Below are 17,403 nucleotides of genomic sequence, written 5' to 3'. Positions count from 1 at the left end.
TGCGCCCCATTTTACGCGGTTCGGGGCGCCGCGTCTCGCGTACCGGGTAACCGCAGCCGGGCCGCGGCGCTAACTCGGGCGCCCGGTTCGGCCCTCAAGCGATGACGTGGAACACCAGCAGCAGCTTGCGGCCGAAGATGATCCCCCCGACGGCGAGCGCCGTCAGCGTGGCGACCAGGACCGCCCCGGCGGCGGTCTCGAGGCACGGGCACACGCGGTCGCGGACCTCCTGCTCCAGGCCTTGGAACAGCAGCTCGATCGAGCTGTTGATGAGTTCCGCGGTGGTGACGAGCCCGATGCACCCGATGATCAGGCACCACTCCCAGTGGTCGCACTCGAGTACCGCCGCGGCGGTCAGCGCGACCACCGCACAGAAGAAGTGAACGGAAAAGCTGGACTGCCCGCGGGCCCCGCACTTGACCCCGCGGACCGCCTCGCGGAACTTGTCACGCCACTGCCGCGGCTTCTTCGCCGCGGGCGGCTCCTCCTCGACCGCGTACCACCGGTCCGCGCGCATAACCCCTCCGGTTCGGCTTCGGGTCCCGTGTACCAGCTTCCGGCCCGGCGCCGGGCGGCACAATGTGGGTGCGTGCCAATTGGGCCGGGCGCGCGGCCCGCGGGCCGCGCATCCGTTACCGCCGGTTGCTGAACTGCTGGCCGTTGACCGGGGTGCCTGCGAACCGCCCGCCGAGCGCCGCGGCCAGGTTCGGCACGATCAGGAACTGGAACCCGAAGTTGTTCACGAACGCGTTGTAGGTGAACCCGATGGTGGTCGTCAGGTCGCTGCCGGTGCGGGTCATCGTGAGCGAGTTCGAGAGCGACTGCTGGAGCCCGAAGTCGTAGCTGGCCCCGACGTTCACGTAGTACCGCGAACTCAACTGGTACCCCATCGAGAGCGTGACCGCCTTGCTGTTGATCGGGTCCGTCTGCCGGTACCCGAGGTACACGTTGGTGCGGTCGGTGCGGTCCAGGTACGCCCCCACGTTCCAGTACCGGCTGCCGCCCTCGTACGGCTCGAACCACCCGTTCGACACGATCGACGTGCGGTCCCCGACGTTCCACACGGTGCCGTACTCCAGGAACGCGAACGGGTTCCCGAAGTTGTCCCGGTTGGCGTCCGGGAAGTACGACGCGGACACGTCGAGCGTCAGGAAGTCGACCGTGTGCTCCATCCCCGGGTACCCGCGCTTCGTCTGGAGCCGCTGCCGCAGGTCCATTTGCAGCACGTTGATGTCGTCCCGGGTGTCCACGCGGTTGTCCACCAGCCGCCGGATCGCGTACAACTGCGGATCGAACACGGGCGAGGTCTGGAGCAGGAGCCCGTTCGGTCCCGGAAGGAACATGGTCTGGAACGGGCGGAGGTTGCGGTACGACTGGTCCACCGCGTCGTCGTTGAGGCGGTCCAGTTGCGGGAACCGGTTGTACGGCTCGTTCGACCGCGCGTAGCGGTAGTTGAACCCGAAGATCGCCTTGTGGTACAGGCCCCGCAGGTTCAGCAGCTCGCTGCTCACGTCGCCGTAGAGGCGCGAGAACGGGACGCTGGCCCGGGCCCCGCCGCCGCCGTACACGCGCCCGATCTCGTTCCCCGTCAGGTCGCTGGTGTACTCGGTGAGGTCGAGCATCGCGTACGGGTCCAGCTTTACCGGCCCGAGCGACAGCGGGGCGCTCAGCTCTTGCGACAGGTCGAACCGGCCCGTGTCCACGCGCCGGTCGGTGGTCAGCACCGGGTACGGCGATTGCTCCGCGGTTCGCAGTTGCGCGTACCCGGCGTTGGCCCGCGCGCTGTACACGAACAGGTCGTCGAGGAACGTTTGCCCGAGCAGGTGCCCGTCCACGCGGGGCAGCCAGTTGGTCGAGGTGATCCAGTCGCGCCCCATCCGCTCCTGGACCAGCCCGCTCACACCGTAGTTGCGGTTCTGCCAGGTGAGGTACCCGAACGTCTCCTGGTTCGGGCCGCGGTCGTGCTCCTGTTTGTAGAACTGTTCGAGGAAGTTCTTGTCGCTCAGGTACGCGAACTGCCCCTGGAAGTAGAGCCGGTCGGTCACCTCCTGCTGGTGCCGCCACAGCGCCCGGCCGCGGAACCCGCGCGGGTCCGGTTCGAGCCCGCGGTACCCGCCGAGCAGGTCGAACCCGTCGTCGTCGATCCCGTACAGCTTGATCATGCCGTTGCCGACCGGGGGCTCGCCGAGTTCCGAGGTCGGGATCCGGTAGATGTAGTCGGTGCCGAAGGCCGGGCCGCGCTTGCTCAGGTAGTCGAGGTTGAGCCGCCACGTGTGGTTCGCCGGCGCGCGCAGCGCGAGCAACTCGTACACGTCGAAGCTGGAGTAGAACGACGACCCGTACTGCCGGTTCTGACTGAAACTGAAACCGGTGAGCGGGCCGAGCGGGTCGCTCGCGTCGAACCGGGTGCGCGGCAGGTAGAACACGGGCACCCCGGCGAGCCGCGTCACCACGTTCTTACCGGTGACCATTTGCTCGGTGGTCGTAACGGGCTCGCCGGTGCTCAGGTCGCGGAACGGGATGCCGAAGATGTTCTGGCGCACGAGCTTGCGCTCGCTGAGCGTGAACTCTTGTGAGTCCAGCCGCAAGCCCGGATCGCTGGGCAGTTTGCTCGCGTTCACCGACCCGCCGAGCACCTGCCAGTTCTCCAGGTCCAGCCGCCGCACCTCCTGGCCCCGCAGGTGGAACGCGTCCGGGATGTTCGGAACGGTCATTTCGAGGTCCGCCCGCAGGGCGACGGCCCGGTTCTCGGACGCGTCGTAGTACACCTGTTCGGCCCGGAGCGTCTGCGTGATCGGTTTGTCCCCGCCGCGGACCATGCGGATGATGACGTTCCCGGACAGGTAGAACTCGATCTTATCCTTCTCGCTGGTGGTGAACCCGTTGACGGCGTCGCCCTTCTTGTCCCGCTTCAGCCAGATCACCGCCTCGTCGGTGGCGAACTCGGTCTTCTGCTTGCCGTCGGCGCTCGACAGGTTGACGATCACCCCGCCGGTGATGAGCACCCGTTCGGTGCCGTCCGGCAGGTCGGCTTTTTCCTCGGTGAGCGGGGTGCCGTACCGGCGGATGTAATCGACGACGACGTTCTTGCTCTTGGGCGTCGGGATGACGGCCCCGTTGGGGAGCGTGAAGTCGGGTTCATACGGGATGCCGCCGGGCTCGCGGGCGGGCGCTTGGTAGACCGTTTGTGGGCGCACCGGTTGCGGCGCGCTCATGAGGTTGTCAGTCGGGAGTGAGAACCCGCTGTGCGGTTCATCCGGGAACCGCGCGGTGGGGCGTGCCCCCGGCAGCGGTTGTGCCGCAAGCGGCACGCCGCCCGCGAGCACCGCCGCGACGGTCAGCCCGGCCCACGTTATCGACCGCCCGCTCCCCACGCGGCGCCCCCACTTTCCGACCACAATGTTTCTGCTGAAGGTCGCGGACTATAAGCGCCCCGCCGGGCGAATCAAGGCGGAGTGTCGGAAGCCGTCGTGGGGCCGCGCGCTTTCGGTACTTGAGCAATTTGCGGAGCTTCGGGCCGGTTCCGGCGCGCCGGTCGGGTTGCGCCGGGGCCGCCGTGCGGTACACTTTGAGGAACGCCCCGCCCGGTTCCGACACCCTCGCCGGTCCGCACCCATGTTGCTCGTTGCACAAGGCCCCACCCCGGGCGACGCCTGGCGCCGCGAGCTGCCGCACGACGTGCCCGTCGTTCTCGGGCGGGACGCGGCCGGTTGGTCCGTGCCGTGGGAGCCGTTCCTCGCCCGGCGGCACGCCGAGCTGACCGCCCGCGGCGGGAAGCTGAAGGTGCGCAAGCTCGCGGAGGCGGCCAACCCGATCTTCCACGCCGGGCGCCCGGCCGACGCGTTCGAGGTGCCGGCGGGCGGGTCGTTCGTCATCGGCCGCACCTCGTTCACCCTCGCCGCCGGCGAGGACGCCACCCCGCCCGAGCCCGATCGCCCGCTGCTCGACATGCGGACGATCGGGCACCACGAGCTGGACCGGCTCGCGTTCCGGGACGCCCCGCACCGGCTCGACGTGCTCAGCCGGCTCCCCGACATAATCGCCAGCGCCTCCGACGACGCGGACCTGTTCCACAAGCTCGGCGACATGCTGCTGGCGGGCGTCCGCCGCGCGGACGCGGTCGCGGTGGTGGCGCTGGCGCCGGGGGCCGACCGGCCCGCCGTGCTCCACCGGGACCGCCGGCTGTCCGGCGCGGGCGACTTCGAGCCGAGCCGCCGGCTCGTCGCCGCCGCGGTCGCGGAGCAGAAACAGACCGTGCTCCACGTGTGGGGGGCGGAACCGGGCGCCGCGCCCGCCCACTCGTTCACGCTGCAAGAGCGGTTCGACTGGGCGTTCTGCACGCCCGTCGCGTGCGACGCGTGCCCGGGGTGGGCGCTGTACGTCGCCGGGCGGTTCAACGGGGCCGCGGCGGCGACGCTGCTGGCGCCGTGGGAGTCGAACGAGCTGCGCGACGACGTGAAGTTCGCGGAGCTGGTGGCCGACATCCTGGGTTCGCTCCGCCAGGTGCAGGTGCTGCGCGAGCGGCAGGGGGTGTTCCGCCGGTTCTTCTCGCCCGGGGTGCTGGGCGTGCTGTCGGGGGGCGACCCGGCCCGCGCGCTGGAGCCGCGCGAGGCCGACGTGACCGTGCTGTTCTGCGACCTGCGCGGCTTCTCGCGGCGGGCGGAGGAGGCCGACAACCTGCTCGACCTGTTGAACCGGGTGAGCGCCGCACTGGGGCTGATGACCCGGAACATCCTGAACCACCGCGGCGCCGTCGCGGACTTCCTGGGCGACGCGGCCCTCGGGTTCTGGGGCTGGCCGCTGGAACAGCCGTTGAAAGTCGAGGACGCGTGCCGGGCGGCGCTCGGCATCCGGGCCGCGTTCGAGACGGTGGCGCGCGACCCGGCGCACCCGCTGCACGGGTTCCGGGTCGGGATCGGGCTCGCGAGCGGGCGGGCCGTGGCGGGCGGGATCGGCACCCCGGAGCAGGCGAAGGTGACCGTGTTCGGGCCGGTGGTGAACCTCGCGTCGCGGCTCCAGGACATGACCAAGCTGCTGCGGGTGCCGATCCTGATCGACGAGCCGACGGCGGAGGTGGTCCGCGAGCGGCTCCCCCGCGACGCCGGCCGCACGCGGCAACTGGTGAAGGTGCGCCCGCCCGGCATGGAGACGCCGCTGGTGGTGTCCGAACTGCTGCCGCCGGTCCCGCCCGACGGGCAACCCGAGGGCGGGCTCTCCGACGAGGACCTCGCGGCCTACGGCGAAGCCCTGAACGCGTTTCTGGCGGGCGACTGGGCGGCCGCGTACAAGCGGCTCCACCGGGTCCCGCCGGACGACCGCGGGAAGGACGTGCTGACCGAGTTCATTCTGAAGAACAACCGCACCCCGCCGCCCGGCTGGGACGGCGTCGTCCCGCTCGCGGCGCGGGGCTGACGCCGGCCTCCGCGATTCTTGGGGGGCGTTGTCCTTTTGTCCGTTCGAAACTGCTCAAGACGCGGAGTCGGAAGTTGTTGAAGTTCAACATTCTTTATGCACGGTCCGGGTGGTAGTGACTGTTCCTCTTGTGGCACAGACATTCCTGTCTGTGCGGCGCGAGAAGACCGCACAGACAGGAATGTCTGTGCCACAAAGACAGAACCAAAACAGGCACCGGTAACCGGATCGGGCATTTAGTGCGCCAGAGGATGGTCCGGAGCCCATGCTTGAACCCCTCGGCGTTGGTGCGGCGACTGCGTAAGTGGTTGACGATCATGCCCATCCCGTTGGTCAATGACGTGCAGAACGTCTCCGAGTGGGGTTGACGGTGCGGCCCCGCGCAAGTAGTCTTTCGCAACCTCTCCCCTGCCTCAATCGAGTTAATTCTATTTTTCGAAGTGTCGTTTTGCGAAAGTGCGATGCGATCGGGATTTAGACGATTCCTGGAACCTGAGCGTTCCATTTCCCGCCTCTGTTTGCAATCGACTACGCGTCGCCGAGCGGGAACATGATAAAAGTGTGCTCCCCACCGAATCCGAGTGTCGAATACGGAAGGTAAAGAAAACGGGTGTCGCCCCAGACGATTGTTTGAAGCGACTCGCCGCACCAGCCGTCCCATCTGAAGAATTTTGACCGTGTTCGCGCCCGGCGAAGTTGCGAACTTAATTGGGTCGCACGGAGAAAACAATTGATTCCTATCGCTCATCTATTCTTGCTCGCAACAGTTAGTTTAAACGATACCCCGAAGCCCTCCGATGTAAATCGGATGGTTGCTCGCAAGTTAGAAATGCGAGACAGTTACCAAATTCGCTACCGGTTTGAATCTTTCCGGCCCGGTGCTCCGGAGGGTAGTCGAAGGTGGGCGTACACGGCTGCCATTTGGAGAAGTGCAGACAAACTGCGGGTGGATGTGTACGACCGTGAATCTGATCGCGTCGGGGCCGATGCGACGCAACGCGGTCGTCATGTGACCTGTCAGAACTGCGAGCGGCAGAACTACACGCTCGTCACGACGATCCTTCCCGCGCCACCGGGCCGGACCCACCTCGTCGAATTCCGAAATTCGAGCGGCCAGCCAACGGACTACTTCGTTACCGACATCGACTGGCGGTTCTTGGGCCTCTGCAACGGTCCGCTTTCGACTTACAACCGCGTCCCCTTTGCGCAGTCCTACCGCGAGCGGATGGCGAACCCGTTGTTGAAGACTTCCGAACAGGACCGTGGTGGTGAAGCGTGTTTAGTCACCGAGATCGAGAGAGAAAAAGGGTGCAGCGCCATTTGGTTCGGTTCAAAGTCGCGGTGCAACCCGGTCTGGTTCGAATCGCACAACGGAACCGGGGACAAGGCCGTTCAACTCATGACCGAGGTTCGCTGGCTTGAAGGTGCCGGAAAGCACTTGTACCCTGAACGGGTCAAACATGTTGCGCGGCATGCTGGGGTTCTCCAGTATGAGGAGACCATTACCCTCCAGCATGCGGATTTTGACACTCCGGTCGCGCCTTCCGTCTTTACTCTCGCCGGCCTCGGGTTGAACGAGGGGCAGCCGATCGCGTATCCGAACACCGACCCGGCGGACTGGCCAGTATGGCGGGATGGCCGCGCCGACCCGTCCTTGAGCCGGCGGACGCTCGCCGAGGAGCAGGCCGCGCAGGCTCGACCGATTGATGCCGCCCCTCAGCCCTCACCCCCCGTCGCCGCTTATCCGACTCCTCATAACACATCGCTGGTTGTGGGTGTTGTGGCCGGCGTGATTGCGGCCGTATCGATCGTCAGCGCGCTGATTTACCGGCGGTGGAGGGCGTGACCGTGGGGCCGCTTCGCCGAAACGGATACGGCTTGTTCGAACTGCTCGTGGCGGTCAGCATCTGCGGATTGCTCGTCGCGCTGCTGTTGCCGGCAGCGCAGAAAGTTCGGACCGCCGCGGCACGCCTCTCGTGTCAGTCCAGCATGCGTCAGGTGGTAATCGCTACGCACAATTACGAAGCGACCACGGGGACGTTGCCACCTGCGTTTCAGAAGCGGGCGGTGGGGGTATCGGAGCCGCACCTGCAGTGGCCCCTGCTCATCGCCCCGTACCTCGAATTGGAGGCGAACCGGCGCCAGGCGCAAGAGGATTTTGGGCGATCCGAAGACCCGTTCCTGCCATCCCCGCACCGGGGTTTGCACCAGCCACTGAAGCCGTTTATCTGTCCGGCTGACACGCGCGTCGCGGTTCCCTGGGAAGTGACTTTCCGGTACAGCCTGGCGCGCCCGCGCCCCGTCCAAATGACCCAGCGGATCGCGCTCAATTCGTACCTCGGGAACGCGGGTAAATTGTCAAAGCAGCGTGACGGGGTGATTGTGGCCGAGGGCGGTGTGACCTGGGTTGGCATCACGGATGGGACGTCCAATACGCTGGCGTTCGGGGAGCGCCCCCCGCCGACGAGCCTCCTGCACGGGTGGCTGTACGTCGGCTGGGGTGTTGGCGGCTTCGGAACACTGGACTCGGTGATCGGAGTGGCGGACCTCAACCCGTTCAAGCGAGGGGCACCGGAGGTGAGATGCGGTCCCGGCCCGTTCCCGTACCGTCAACCTGAGCTGAACACCCAGCCGGACTGCGCGCTGTTCCAGTTCTGGTCCCTGCACACGGGCGGCGCCAACTTCGCGTTCGCGGACGGCAGCGTGCGGTTCCTTACGTACTCGGCAAATGAGGTACTGCCCGCTCTGGCGACCCGCGCCGGGGGCGAGGTGGCTTCGCTCGATTGACGCGATCGACAACGGGCGAATGCGGCGCGCCGAAGTTGATAGTGGGTCCCGAAAACTGGACCCGAAGTGAGCCGCCCGCTTCACCGGGGCGACTTGCGCCCGTACTTGCGGGCCTGCGCCTCGTCGTCTCGGCGGAGGTCGCGGCGCACCTTCAGCACGAACAACCCCAGAGCGACCGCGATGAACAGGATCACGCCGACGAACCCGAGCGCAACGGGGTCGCCGTCGGCCAACTGCTACAAGAACTTCGAGATCGCCCCGCCCCGGTTCCCGCGCATGCGCACACCTTGGTGGGCAAGAGTGGACGAAGTGGGCGCGGCCCGCACGCGCCAGGGCCAGTAGACCAGCACGCGGCGGACAAGTCAACGGCCGAACCCGCAGACGCAGGCCGGCGGTCAACCGGGCGCGTCGCCGCCCGTGTGGGCTTTACACGAGCGCCGGGGTGACGAACGGCTCGATCTCTTCCAGCGCGAGCGGACGGGCGAACTCCATCCCGACGAAGTAATCCCCGCCCGCCAACTGATTCACGTGAGCCACTTGGGCCCGGACCGTCAGGACGCGCCAGGAGGATGTCACCTCGACCGTCAGCGTGACCCCGAGCAGCGGGCTCGTCTCGACCAGCATGCTCAGCCCCGTGGCGGAGATGTCCCACAAAACACCCTCACCGCCGGACTCAGTGTAGCAGGAAGTTGTTGAGGCGGGAGCGAAGCGAACTGCCGCTCGGCGGTCAGAGTTCTGAACAGACATGCAGTGCGCCTCCACGGAGTTACTGGTGTGGGAAACATAGAACACGACTCGTTCCGGTGCAGAACTAAAATGATCTGTGGGTGAAGTTTCGCCGATCGGAGAGGTAATCGGGGCGCACGCTTGTTCAATCGGTGCTGTAACCAACGAGCCTACTGCCTACTCGCGGCGAACCCGCCGGCTCGGGACGTTACCGCGGTTCAGCTCGTAGTGGGATCGCGCGGGGTGAGCGCGAAAGGGTGTTCACTGCCGACGACCGCGCGTTGACTCTCCCCTCCACACCAGGAGGGGACCGATTGCGACATCCGCCCTTGGCGCACAGCTCAAGTTTATCGTATCGGCATAAGGATTTCTCCGGAGAACCCGAGGCGCATGCTGATGGGCTGCCGGCAGTGCGAACTGATCAGGTTTAACCGTAACCGTTCACGGGTAGTTGGTCCGCGGTAACCGTTCACAGCTGACATCTGTTAAATCGGATCCGCTGAATAATACCCCCTCCCGAATATGAGCCGGTTTTCTGACTCGACAGTGAACTCATGAGCACAAGCAGTAGGCGAAGAGGCCCGTTGTGTGAGCCTGCGATGTCTGCTGCGATCACGGTTTTGTACACCATCGATGTGAAAAGTGCTGCAAATCTGAAGGGATTGCGTACCGCTGTTCAGGTGAGCATTTGCTTTCGGGGTATGAACGGCTACGTCCATTTCATTCTTGTCGCGAAGTGGCTAGCTGTATTGAATTGCCGCTGTAAGCCCCGGTCATGTTGAAAACCAGAGTTCGACATATGGCATAATTTGCTGTTTCCACGTTGGTTAAGGCGATTCCGCTGTGCGGAATCGCTGAGGTTTTCAGCGTGAAGGAGTTGAACCACGAAAATAAAAGTTCCCGTGTTGTGAATCTGCTCTGAACCGAATCGCGAAGGCATGCGGTCGGCTGGGATGTGGCCACGAAATTGCTTGTGTGAACCAAGCCGTTCGAGACCACTGAATTCCGCTCGGCGACTGGCGCACCTGCGCCGGTGTAACACCGTCATCGCCCGTGGAGCATCTTGATGAAGTCCAAGCTGATTGCCGCGTTCTCCTTCCTGGCCCTGGCGCTGGCTGCCTCCCCCGCACCTGCCGCCGAAGAGAAGACGATCGCCGAAGTTGTCGCCGGCTCAAAGGACCACACCATCCTGCTGGCACTGGTAAAGGAGGCCGGTTTGGCGGAAACCCTTAGTGGGAAGGGTGAGTGGACCGTGTTCGCCCCGACGGATGAGGCGTTCAAGAAGATCGATAAGGAAACGCTGGCGAAGGTGAAGGGCGACAAGGAACTGCTCAAGAAGATCCTGTTGACCCATGCGGTCAAGGGGACGTGGGGCTCTGGAGAGGTCGTGAAGCTCGACGGGAAGGAAGTGGAAACCCTCTCGGGTACGAAGTTCAAGGTCACTGTCAAGGACAAGACCGTGATGGTCGGCGACGCGAAGGTGACCGCGGCCGACCTGAAGGCGAGCAACGGCGTCGTTCACGTCATCGACACCGTGCTGATGCCGAAGTAGTTCAATCGAGTAAAGAGACGATTAGGCGACCGGCAGCTTTCTGTCGGTCGCAACTCGTTGCTAGTGAGCGTTCACAGTTGATGTGTGTGTATGTCAACAGCCGGCGAGAGCGGGGCTCATCACCGGTGGCGGTTGCGGGTGGGCCGGGATCAGGGTTGGTGGGGTTCCACCGGTGTGGTGCGCGGTGATCGCGTCGGTCAGGAGCGCGAGCACGTTGCGGCCCTGCCGGCGGCACGACGCGAGGACGGTGAGGATCCGCTCCACGAACCGGCTCCCGCGTTCGCTGTCGGTGCCGAAGCTGGTCTTCCGCTAGCACACGGCGCGCCGCACCTCGCGCTCGGCCGCGTTGTTGGTCGGTTCCACGCCCACCACCCGCGCGAACGTCCGCAACGACGCCTCGACCGCCCACAACTCGCGGCACACGGCGGCCGTCTTGGGTCCGCACGCACCGGGCGCCCCGCTCCAGGTGCGCGCGGACCCGGGGCCGCAACCCGCGGATGTACACGACTCGGAATGTGGACCGCGCGAGGGCGCCGTCCCGGACCCGGTACCAATGCTCGAACCGGGCGTCGGAACACCCCAGCAGGTCCGCTCCGATCCCCGCGCCCCGGTTCGCCCGGTCGATCATGGCCTGGAAGTCCCGCCGCCGGTGCGCCCAACACACCTGCCGCGCGTGTTTCGGGAGGTGCGTGCACACCGGGGGCCTCCTCGGCGATCGGCACCAGGGCCTCGGCGGTCCGGTTCTGGAACTTGCACACTACGACCGGGCTCAGCGGCAACCCGAACAGGTCGGCGAACAGTTGGCTCACCCCGCGCTTGCCCAGGCGGCACGAGCCGGTGAGCATGGCGGCCACCGCCTGCGCCCGGGGCCGCATCCGGTCGTCGCCTCGGGCGGCACCGGAGCCACCGTGGTCGTGCCGCTGTGGGGGCACCGGAGCCGGTGGCACCGGTACTCGGTCACATGGGGCTCGACGACCGGGATCTCGTGCGCCTGATGAACGGCCGGGTTCGTGTCGTCCCCGGTCAGCGAGCGCGCACACCCCCGGCACGTGGACGGCTTGGGGGTCCGGATCTCATCGGGCGGCAGCAGGGTGCGTTCCGCTTTGGGGTGCCCCGGCTGGCCCCGCGACGCGTGCCCGAGGCCCCGTTGGGCGGGGCCGGCTTCACGTGCGGGGCGTCGGACGACGGAGGGTTCGACGCGTTCGCGGAGTTCGGGTTGAGACGGGCGGTCAACTCGGCGACCTGGCCCGTGAGCCCGCGGACCTGGGCCGTGAGTTGGGCAACTGTGGCCTCCAGTGCCCGGATATACGCCACCACGTGAGGTGGCAGGTCGTCGGGGAGGTCCGGCGGTCGAGGAACAGGTGCCATGACGTTAGCTCGATCACAGGACACACTCGCCAGCGGCAACCGCCCACGGAAAGGGCTCAAAAGGCACGGGAAAACTCCGGGCAAAGCCCACGTGAACGCTTACGGTTTAACCGATCGACGGTGTGCGACGAACCGAACTCGGAGAGCCCGCAGAACCTGAACTGATGCCGGCACATCGGGTGCTACCCGTCACGTTCTCCCCTCGCACCACTTCCGTGTCATCAGCCGGATCGGATGCCATCGGACATAGGAACCGTTGCCGCGAGTCGGTTAAACTTGTCTGTGTTGGAACGATCGCTCAGGAAGCGACACGCATCCACCCGCATCCTGGGCGCCAGCGGCCTTTGGTTCGCAAACACTGTAACCCCCGTTACAGTGCCGACTGGTCCGACTCGACTGGACGCCGACGGGCCTTTCGCTACCCGCGGGCTACCTATTCGCTGGGTGATTGCTACCCACGAATCGCGCGCTCGGAGCCACAATTGCGAACCCGCACTGAAACCAGCACCTGGGCGCAAAGCGTTATTGATTAATGAATTGCGAACGACGGGGCGGTGCGAATGGTTGCGATCAGAGGTTGCCGGACATGGTGTTTGACGCTCTGCCGGTAGCGGCAGAATTCCGGAAGCGGCGCAAACCAGCAATTAAGGTACAAAAGTGCCTGATGTATCGATGATTCAATCAAACTTATCGGGACGGTCAATTGGCCCGATAGCCGCTGGATTCCTCTGATGGCACAGCGTGACGTGAGTGCCGTCCGCAGCCACGGAATCCGGTTGCGTGCGTTACTTCTGCGAGTGGGTGTGTTGTGCAGCGGCGCGGAGCGCGGTCGCGGCGTCGGCGGCGCTCATACGCGGGTTAGGGTGGGGTTCCAGCGCCGCCCGTGCGGAGCGCTCAGCCGCGCGAAGGGCGTGCCCCAGTGCCGGGTTGGTAACCGGCACCGGTAGAACCGCTTCCGACGTGCGTTCGTGCGCTTCGCGGATGCGCTCGATCGCCTCGGCCCTGAGCGCCGCCCCCCGCTTTGCGTCGGCCTCGGCCGCCCTCTGACCGGCTTCGAGGAGCTTCTGCGCGGCCGCACGTACCGGCTCGGCCGCGCGCGCAAGTGGTGCCCGGGTTGGGTCCTGCGGGTCACGAAACGTGACGGCCCGTTCGAGCGCGTCGGCCAGGGTCGCGGCCCGGCCGGCGAGTTCGCCCGCCCGTGCCATCTGCTGGAGGACGGCGGCACCGGAGGCGCCCGCGAGCTTCGCGATGTCGTCGAGCCGGGCGCCCTGGCGCGCGGCCAGTTCAACGGCACGGGCGCCCCACGGCTTCCCCGTACCGGCCTTCGCCAGTTCGTTCGCGAATCGCAGGGCGGTTTCGGCTCGCTCCCTGGCTTCCGGAGCCGCGCCGGTGCGGAGGGCGTCTGCGGCGGACCGGGCGGCTCGGGCCGCGGGCTCGGCGTCCGGCCCGAACGCGGCGAAATCGGCGGCGAGCGCGCGCTGCCGGACTTCGAGCGCCGCGAACGTGTTGGCCGCGGCGGGGCGGAGCCGGTCGGCCAGCGCCCGGGGCACGTCCGTGAGCCGCTCGTGCTGGGTGCGCTGGTACTGGACGAGTTCGCGGCACCGGTCGACGAACGGCCGCGATGGCAAGTACGCGTCCGCTTCGACTACCGCCGGCGGCTCTGGCTGGGGGGCGGTCGCGAGTTCGGCGACGTCGGCCATTTTCGCCGCCAGTTCGTCCAGCGCCTCCGCGAGCGCCCGCTGGTCCGACGCCAGCCGGTCCGGTTCGCGCCGGGCACTGAGCCGGGCGTACTGGTCCAGCACCCGCTTCCGGGCCGCCTGCCCGGCCGGTCCGAACCGCGTGTGTGCCAGTTCCTCGCACTCGCGCGCCAGTTGCCGCAGCGCCTCGTCGGACGCCGGGGCGCTGAACGGGGCCTTCGCGTCGGCCAGTTCCTTGGCCCGCACCGCCGCCGCGCGGCGGCACCCCGCGAGCCGCCGCACGCGGGTCAGGTCGGGCTCCGAGCCGTTCAGCCGCGCGCCGAGCTTTTCGAGTGCCTCGGCGGCGGCGCGGATGCGGAGGCGGGCCGCATCGGGTTTTGAGCCGTCACGGAGCGCGACTTCGGCGGCCTGAAGTGCCAGACGGGCATCATTCAGTAGCACGGACGCCTCCGGCGCTCCGGTCGGCAATAGCCGAAGCGCTTCTTGAACGACGGGGACAGCGGGTTCGAGTTGCTTCGCGGTGAGGTCCGGCCCATGAGCGTCGAGTACGACCGCCAACGCGCCGAGTTTACGGCGCAGCTCTTCGCACCGCACGTCCGGGGGCGTTGCCCCTTCAAGCTCGAGCTTGAGCCGCTCGCACTCGCGCCGGGCCAGCAGTTGCGACGCTTGCACGTCGAACGGCGCGGCGCCCCGCAGGTCCGCGCCGGCCCGCGCGAGCGCCGCTGTAACCCGGCCCTGCCGGGCGCCCATGCCGGGCAGGTCGAGCGCCTCGACTTGCTCGGACAGCCGGCGCTGCCGGTCCGCCAGTTCGGCCAGCTTCTTCGCCGCCAGCGGGGGAACCGTGCCCTGGCCCTCGAACCCGCGCAGCGCCTGATCGACCGCGTTCGTCAGCGCCTCCTGCTCCGTACGCAGCTTGTCGAAATCGCCCCGCGACTTGTAGAGCCGCTCGCCGGCCGGGGGCGTGAGGTCCGCGATCCGCTCCAGCGCCTCGACCGCCAGCCGCATCGCGGTGTCCGCACTGCGGCCGTCGGACGACAGGGCCTGGGTCGCCCGCCCGCAGTGCCGCGCGGCGCTGTCGCGGATCGACCGGATCGAGGGTTCGGGGGGCAGGTGCAACCGGCCGACCGTGTCCCCGAGCGCGTGTTGCTCGGCGCGAAGCGCGGTGCGCGTCGCGGCCGGCAGTTGGTCGAACCCGACCATCCGCGTCGCGGCGCGGAGCCGGTTCAGGAGGTCGCCTTGCCACAGGACGAGTTGTTTGGCGCCTTTCTTCGGGTCGGTGCCGGCCTCGGCCCAAATCTCGAATTCGCGCGCCAGCCGTTCGAGCGCCTGCGTCTGCTTCTCCAGTTCTGTGAGGGCTTCGACGGTGCGGCCGGCGGCGGCCAGTTCGGTCACCTTGCGGAACTCGTTCGCCCGGGGCGGCCCGACGCCGACGAGTCGGGCCGCCGTTTCCGTGGCGACCAGCAGGCGTTCGGCGCGCCGGGCCTGCTCGTCCTGGTCGGCGGCGAATCGAGCGATCAGTGTGGTGCGGGCGTCGGCAACCGTCCGCTGGCTCGCCGCGTCGAGTTCGCTTGCCGCGTTGGCCAGTTCGGCGAGGTCGCGAGCGAACCGGCCGGCCTCCTCGCTGCGCCCTCCTTCGAGCGCCCGCCGCAAGGGCTCGCTGTCCGCGATCAGTGTGTTCAGCCGGGCAACGAGTTCGCGCTGGCGCGCCCCGAACTCGTTCGCGCTCAATTTGGCGCCGGCGAGCGCGGCCTGGTCGGCGGCGAGCGCACCGAGCCGGGCGCGGTCGAGTCGGGCGCGGGCCAGCGCGTCGTTCTGGGCGAGAAGTGCGTCCAGTTTTGTGTGAGCGGCGGACAAGTCGGCCGCCGCGGTCGCGAGCCCGTCGGCGCGCCCGCCGCCTTCCGCGTCGGCGCGGCCCAGCGCCTCCTTGGCGCCTCGAAGCTCGTGTGTCGTGAGGTCGTGCGCCGCGGTCGCGAGCGGGCGGAACTCGGGCGCCAGCGCGGCGTCGCGTGCGAGGGCGGCCAGCGCGGCCGCGGCGAACCGCACCCGCTCGCGGGCGACGTTCAACCGGACCGCCTGGTCCACGCTCAGCGGACCGGCCGCCGAGACCTCGGCGCGAACGGCGGCCACCGCGTCGACCGCTTCGCGCACGGGGCCGCGGGCCGCTTCCGCCGCCGCCCGGAACGTGTCCCGCTGGTTCCGCGCGTCCTGCTCTTCGAGCGGTGGCGCGGACGCGTTGAGCGTCAGTTCGCTCCACCCGGTCGCGGGGTACAGCGTTTCCTGGGGAAACAGCTTCGGGTCTTCGGACGCGCGGTTGTCGGTCACGCGGACCCGGAAGCGGATCGTACCGCCGGGCGGCGCGACCGCCGACGGATCGAAGTCGAGGCGCCCGCTCGCGCGCGCGGTGCCCGTGCCGGTGAGGGGAATGGGGAGCACTTCCGTGTGCGAATCGGGCGATGCCAGTGTGTACTCGAGCCGGGCACCGGACACGCAAAAATCGTCGCACGCGGCGACGACGATCGGCACGCGCCACCCGGGGCGCACCGCGCGCGGCCGCGGGTCGATTCCGGCCAGCGTCTCGAACCACGGCGCCTTGTCTGGGGGCACGATCACGTTCGCGGCCAGAACGGTGCGGAGCTTCTTACCGTCCACCTCGCGCAACAGAATGAGCCTCAGTTCGCCGCTCGTGCGAAGCACCAGCGACGCCGTCCCGGAGAGCCGATCGGGAGCGAGGGCCACGGGAACCGGGTCCGTTTTGGTGCCCCCGTGCGCGTGCCACTCGAACAGCGCGCTCGCGGCCGGCTGGGTGAACGTCAAGCGAGCGGTGAGCCGGGACGCGTCCAGTGCCTCGAAATCGGCGAGCGCCGGAAGTACGCGTGCGGGGACCCCGACGTACCCCGGCGGCGCGACCTCGATGCGCGTGTCCGGGGCCAGGTCGACCGGGTCGAGAGCGGTCACCTTGAACCACTCGCTGGCCGCACCGTCGATCAGGACGCGGTACTCGAAGTCGCGGGCCACGCGCGCCCGGGTGACGTGGAACGCGCCGGCGTCATCCGCCGCCATGGTGACCGACTCTTCGGGCGACTCGGGCGCGTCCCGGAACACGGCCGTAGCCCGATGCGGCCGCGCGCCGCGCCGGGACTCCGTGCGCTCGGCGAACGCGGTCAGCGTGACCGCCGCGCCGCGCCGCACCACCGGCTCGCCCGACGTGACCACCACGCGCAGCGCCGCCGCGGGCGGCCGCACCCACGGCAGTGCGACCCGGCGCAGCCGTTCCGCGCTGTTCGGCAGCAGCCCGGTGAGCATCAGGAACGCGAGCAGCGCGAGCAGCGCCCAGCACACCGCCAGCAGCGTGGGGTGCGCCGGAACGGCCCGCTCGAAATCGACGGCCCTCGCGCGCCGGAGCGTGTCTTCCAGGAGCGCCGCGCGGACCGCCTCGGACGTACCGTTCGCGGGGGCGATGACCGCCTTGAGCCGGTCCGCCAGTTCGGGGAGGCCCCGGGACAGTTCGGCCGCCACTTCCGAAAGGGGGATCTCCGCCTGCCACGGCTTGAGGATGAGCTGCCAGACGAGTACGCCCAGCGCGGTGACCCACAACGCAACCAGCAGCCCGCGGGCGGTCTCGGGCAGGCCGACGAGGGCGTCGAGTACGAGTACGAGTACGGCGCTGCCGACGGTCGCGAACAGACACCGGCTGACCCCGCGGGCCACCCGCAGTGCCCGCACACGCGGAACCAGAGCGGCGAGGCGCTGCTCGAGGGCGGGCGGGACGGTGGCGGCCATCGACGCTCCGAAGAACCGGCACAGACCGTGCCCGGACACGCGCGAAGTGCGTAACTTAGACTATACCCGCGGTCGTCCGAC

At 68.0% G+C, this 17,403-nt stretch carries 9 protein-coding genes and 1 pseudogene; 4 read left to right on the top strand and 6 right to left on the bottom strand.

All coding sequences use genetic code 11. The features are described 5' to 3' along the window. Positions 1 to 94: 94 nt before the first annotated feature. A complete protein-coding gene (locus GobsT_RS29755) occupies positions 95 to 517 on the bottom strand; it encodes a diacylglycerol kinase (protein ID WP_010047017.1) in 423 nt (140 codons plus the stop codon). Between the two features lie 115 nt (positions 518 to 632). Then, entirely contained in the window at positions 633 to 3,398 is a 2,766-nt protein-coding gene (lptD, locus tag GobsT_RS29750) for an LPS assembly protein LptD (RefSeq protein ID WP_033199415.1), read from the bottom strand. A gap of 217 nt (positions 3,399 to 3,615) precedes the next feature. Here lptD and GobsT_RS29745 point away from each other — a divergent pair, with 217 nt between their 5' ends. The 3 genes from GobsT_RS29745 to GobsT_RS29735 all read left to right on the top strand — a co-directional run bounded on the left by GobsT_RS29745 (position 3,616) and on the right by GobsT_RS29735 (position 8,199). Then, complete coding sequence (locus tag GobsT_RS29745) at positions 3,616 to 5,412, top strand: adenylate/guanylate cyclase domain-containing protein (RefSeq protein WP_029601177.1); 1,797 nt, start codon at positions 3,616 to 3,618, stop codon at positions 5,410 to 5,412. 946 nt (positions 5,413 to 6,358) lie between these two features. After that, on the top strand, positions 6,359 to 7,258 hold the full coding sequence (locus GobsT_RS29740; protein WP_148087914.1) for a hypothetical protein: 900 nt from the start codon (positions 6,359 to 6,361) through the stop codon (positions 7,256 to 7,258). A 2-nt stretch (positions 7,259 to 7,260) separates the two neighbouring features. Next, positions 7,261 to 8,199: a DUF1559 family PulG-like putative transporter gene (locus GobsT_RS29735; protein ID WP_033198586.1), complete on the top strand. Its 939-nt coding sequence runs from the start codon at positions 7,261 to 7,263 to the stop codon at positions 8,197 to 8,199. An 80-nt stretch (positions 8,200 to 8,279) separates the two neighbouring features. Here the strand turns inward: GobsT_RS29735 and GobsT_RS38270 are convergent, their stop codons facing one another. Then, positions 8,280 to 8,432, bottom strand: coding sequence for a hypothetical protein (locus tag GobsT_RS38270; RefSeq protein ID WP_010042172.1), 153 nt, complete (start codon positions 8,430 to 8,432; stop codon positions 8,280 to 8,282). Between the two features lie 193 nt (positions 8,433 to 8,625). Further along, a complete protein-coding gene (locus tag GobsT_RS29730) occupies positions 8,626 to 8,946 on the bottom strand; it encodes a PilZ domain-containing protein (protein WP_071529297.1) in 321 nt (106 codons plus the stop codon). Between the two features lie 1,045 nt (positions 8,947 to 9,991). On the opposite strand from GobsT_RS29730, the gene GobsT_RS29725 reads away from it, so the two are divergent. Continuing rightward, entirely contained in the window at positions 9,992 to 10,477 is a 486-nt protein-coding gene (locus GobsT_RS29725) for a fasciclin domain-containing protein (protein WP_010042168.1), read from the top strand. 93 nt (positions 10,478 to 10,570) lie between these two features. On the opposite strand, the pseudogene GobsT_RS29720 reads toward GobsT_RS29725, so the two are convergent. Together GobsT_RS29720 and GobsT_RS29715 are read right to left on the bottom strand one after the other, a co-directional pair. After that, positions 10,571 to 11,845, bottom strand: a pseudogene (locus tag GobsT_RS29720) (IS66 family transposase). 785 nt (positions 11,846 to 12,630) lie between these two features. After that, the gene (locus GobsT_RS29715; RefSeq protein WP_109570779.1) at positions 12,631 to 17,322 is read right to left on the bottom strand and encodes a hypothetical protein; all 4,692 of its coding nucleotides are present in this window, start codon (positions 17,320 to 17,322) and stop codon (positions 12,631 to 12,633) included. Positions 17,323 to 17,403 lie beyond the last annotated feature (81 nt).

The sequence above is a fragment of the Gemmata obscuriglobus genome (assembly GCF_008065095.1).
GTDB lineage: Bacteria > Planctomycetota > Planctomycetia > Gemmatales > Gemmataceae > Gemmata > Gemmata obscuriglobus.
The sequence above is the reverse complement of the archived record's forward strand: the minus strand, read 5'-3'. Positions and strand labels throughout refer to the sequence as shown.

Excerpts from the sequence above, each read along its gene's own strand:
- GobsT_RS29725 (WP_010042168.1), top strand. The coding sequence starts at position 9,992 with ATGAAGTCCAAGCTGATTGCCGCGTTCTCCTTCCTGGCCCTGGCGCTG.
- GobsT_RS29755 (WP_010047017.1), bottom strand. The coding sequence starts at position 517 with ATGCGCGCGGACCGGTGGTACGCGGTCGAGGAGGAGCCGCCCGCGGCG.
- GobsT_RS29745 (WP_029601177.1), top strand. The coding sequence starts at position 3,616 with ATGTTGCTCGTTGCACAAGGCCCCACCCCGGGCGACGCCTGGCGCCGC.
- GobsT_RS29730 (WP_071529297.1), bottom strand. The coding sequence starts at position 8,946 with ATGTCTGTTCAGAACTCTGACCGCCGAGCGGCAGTTCGCTTCGCTCCC.
- GobsT_RS29715 (WP_109570779.1), bottom strand. The coding sequence starts at position 17,322 with ATGGCCGCCACCGTCCCGCCCGCCCTCGAGCAGCGCCTCGCCGCTCTG.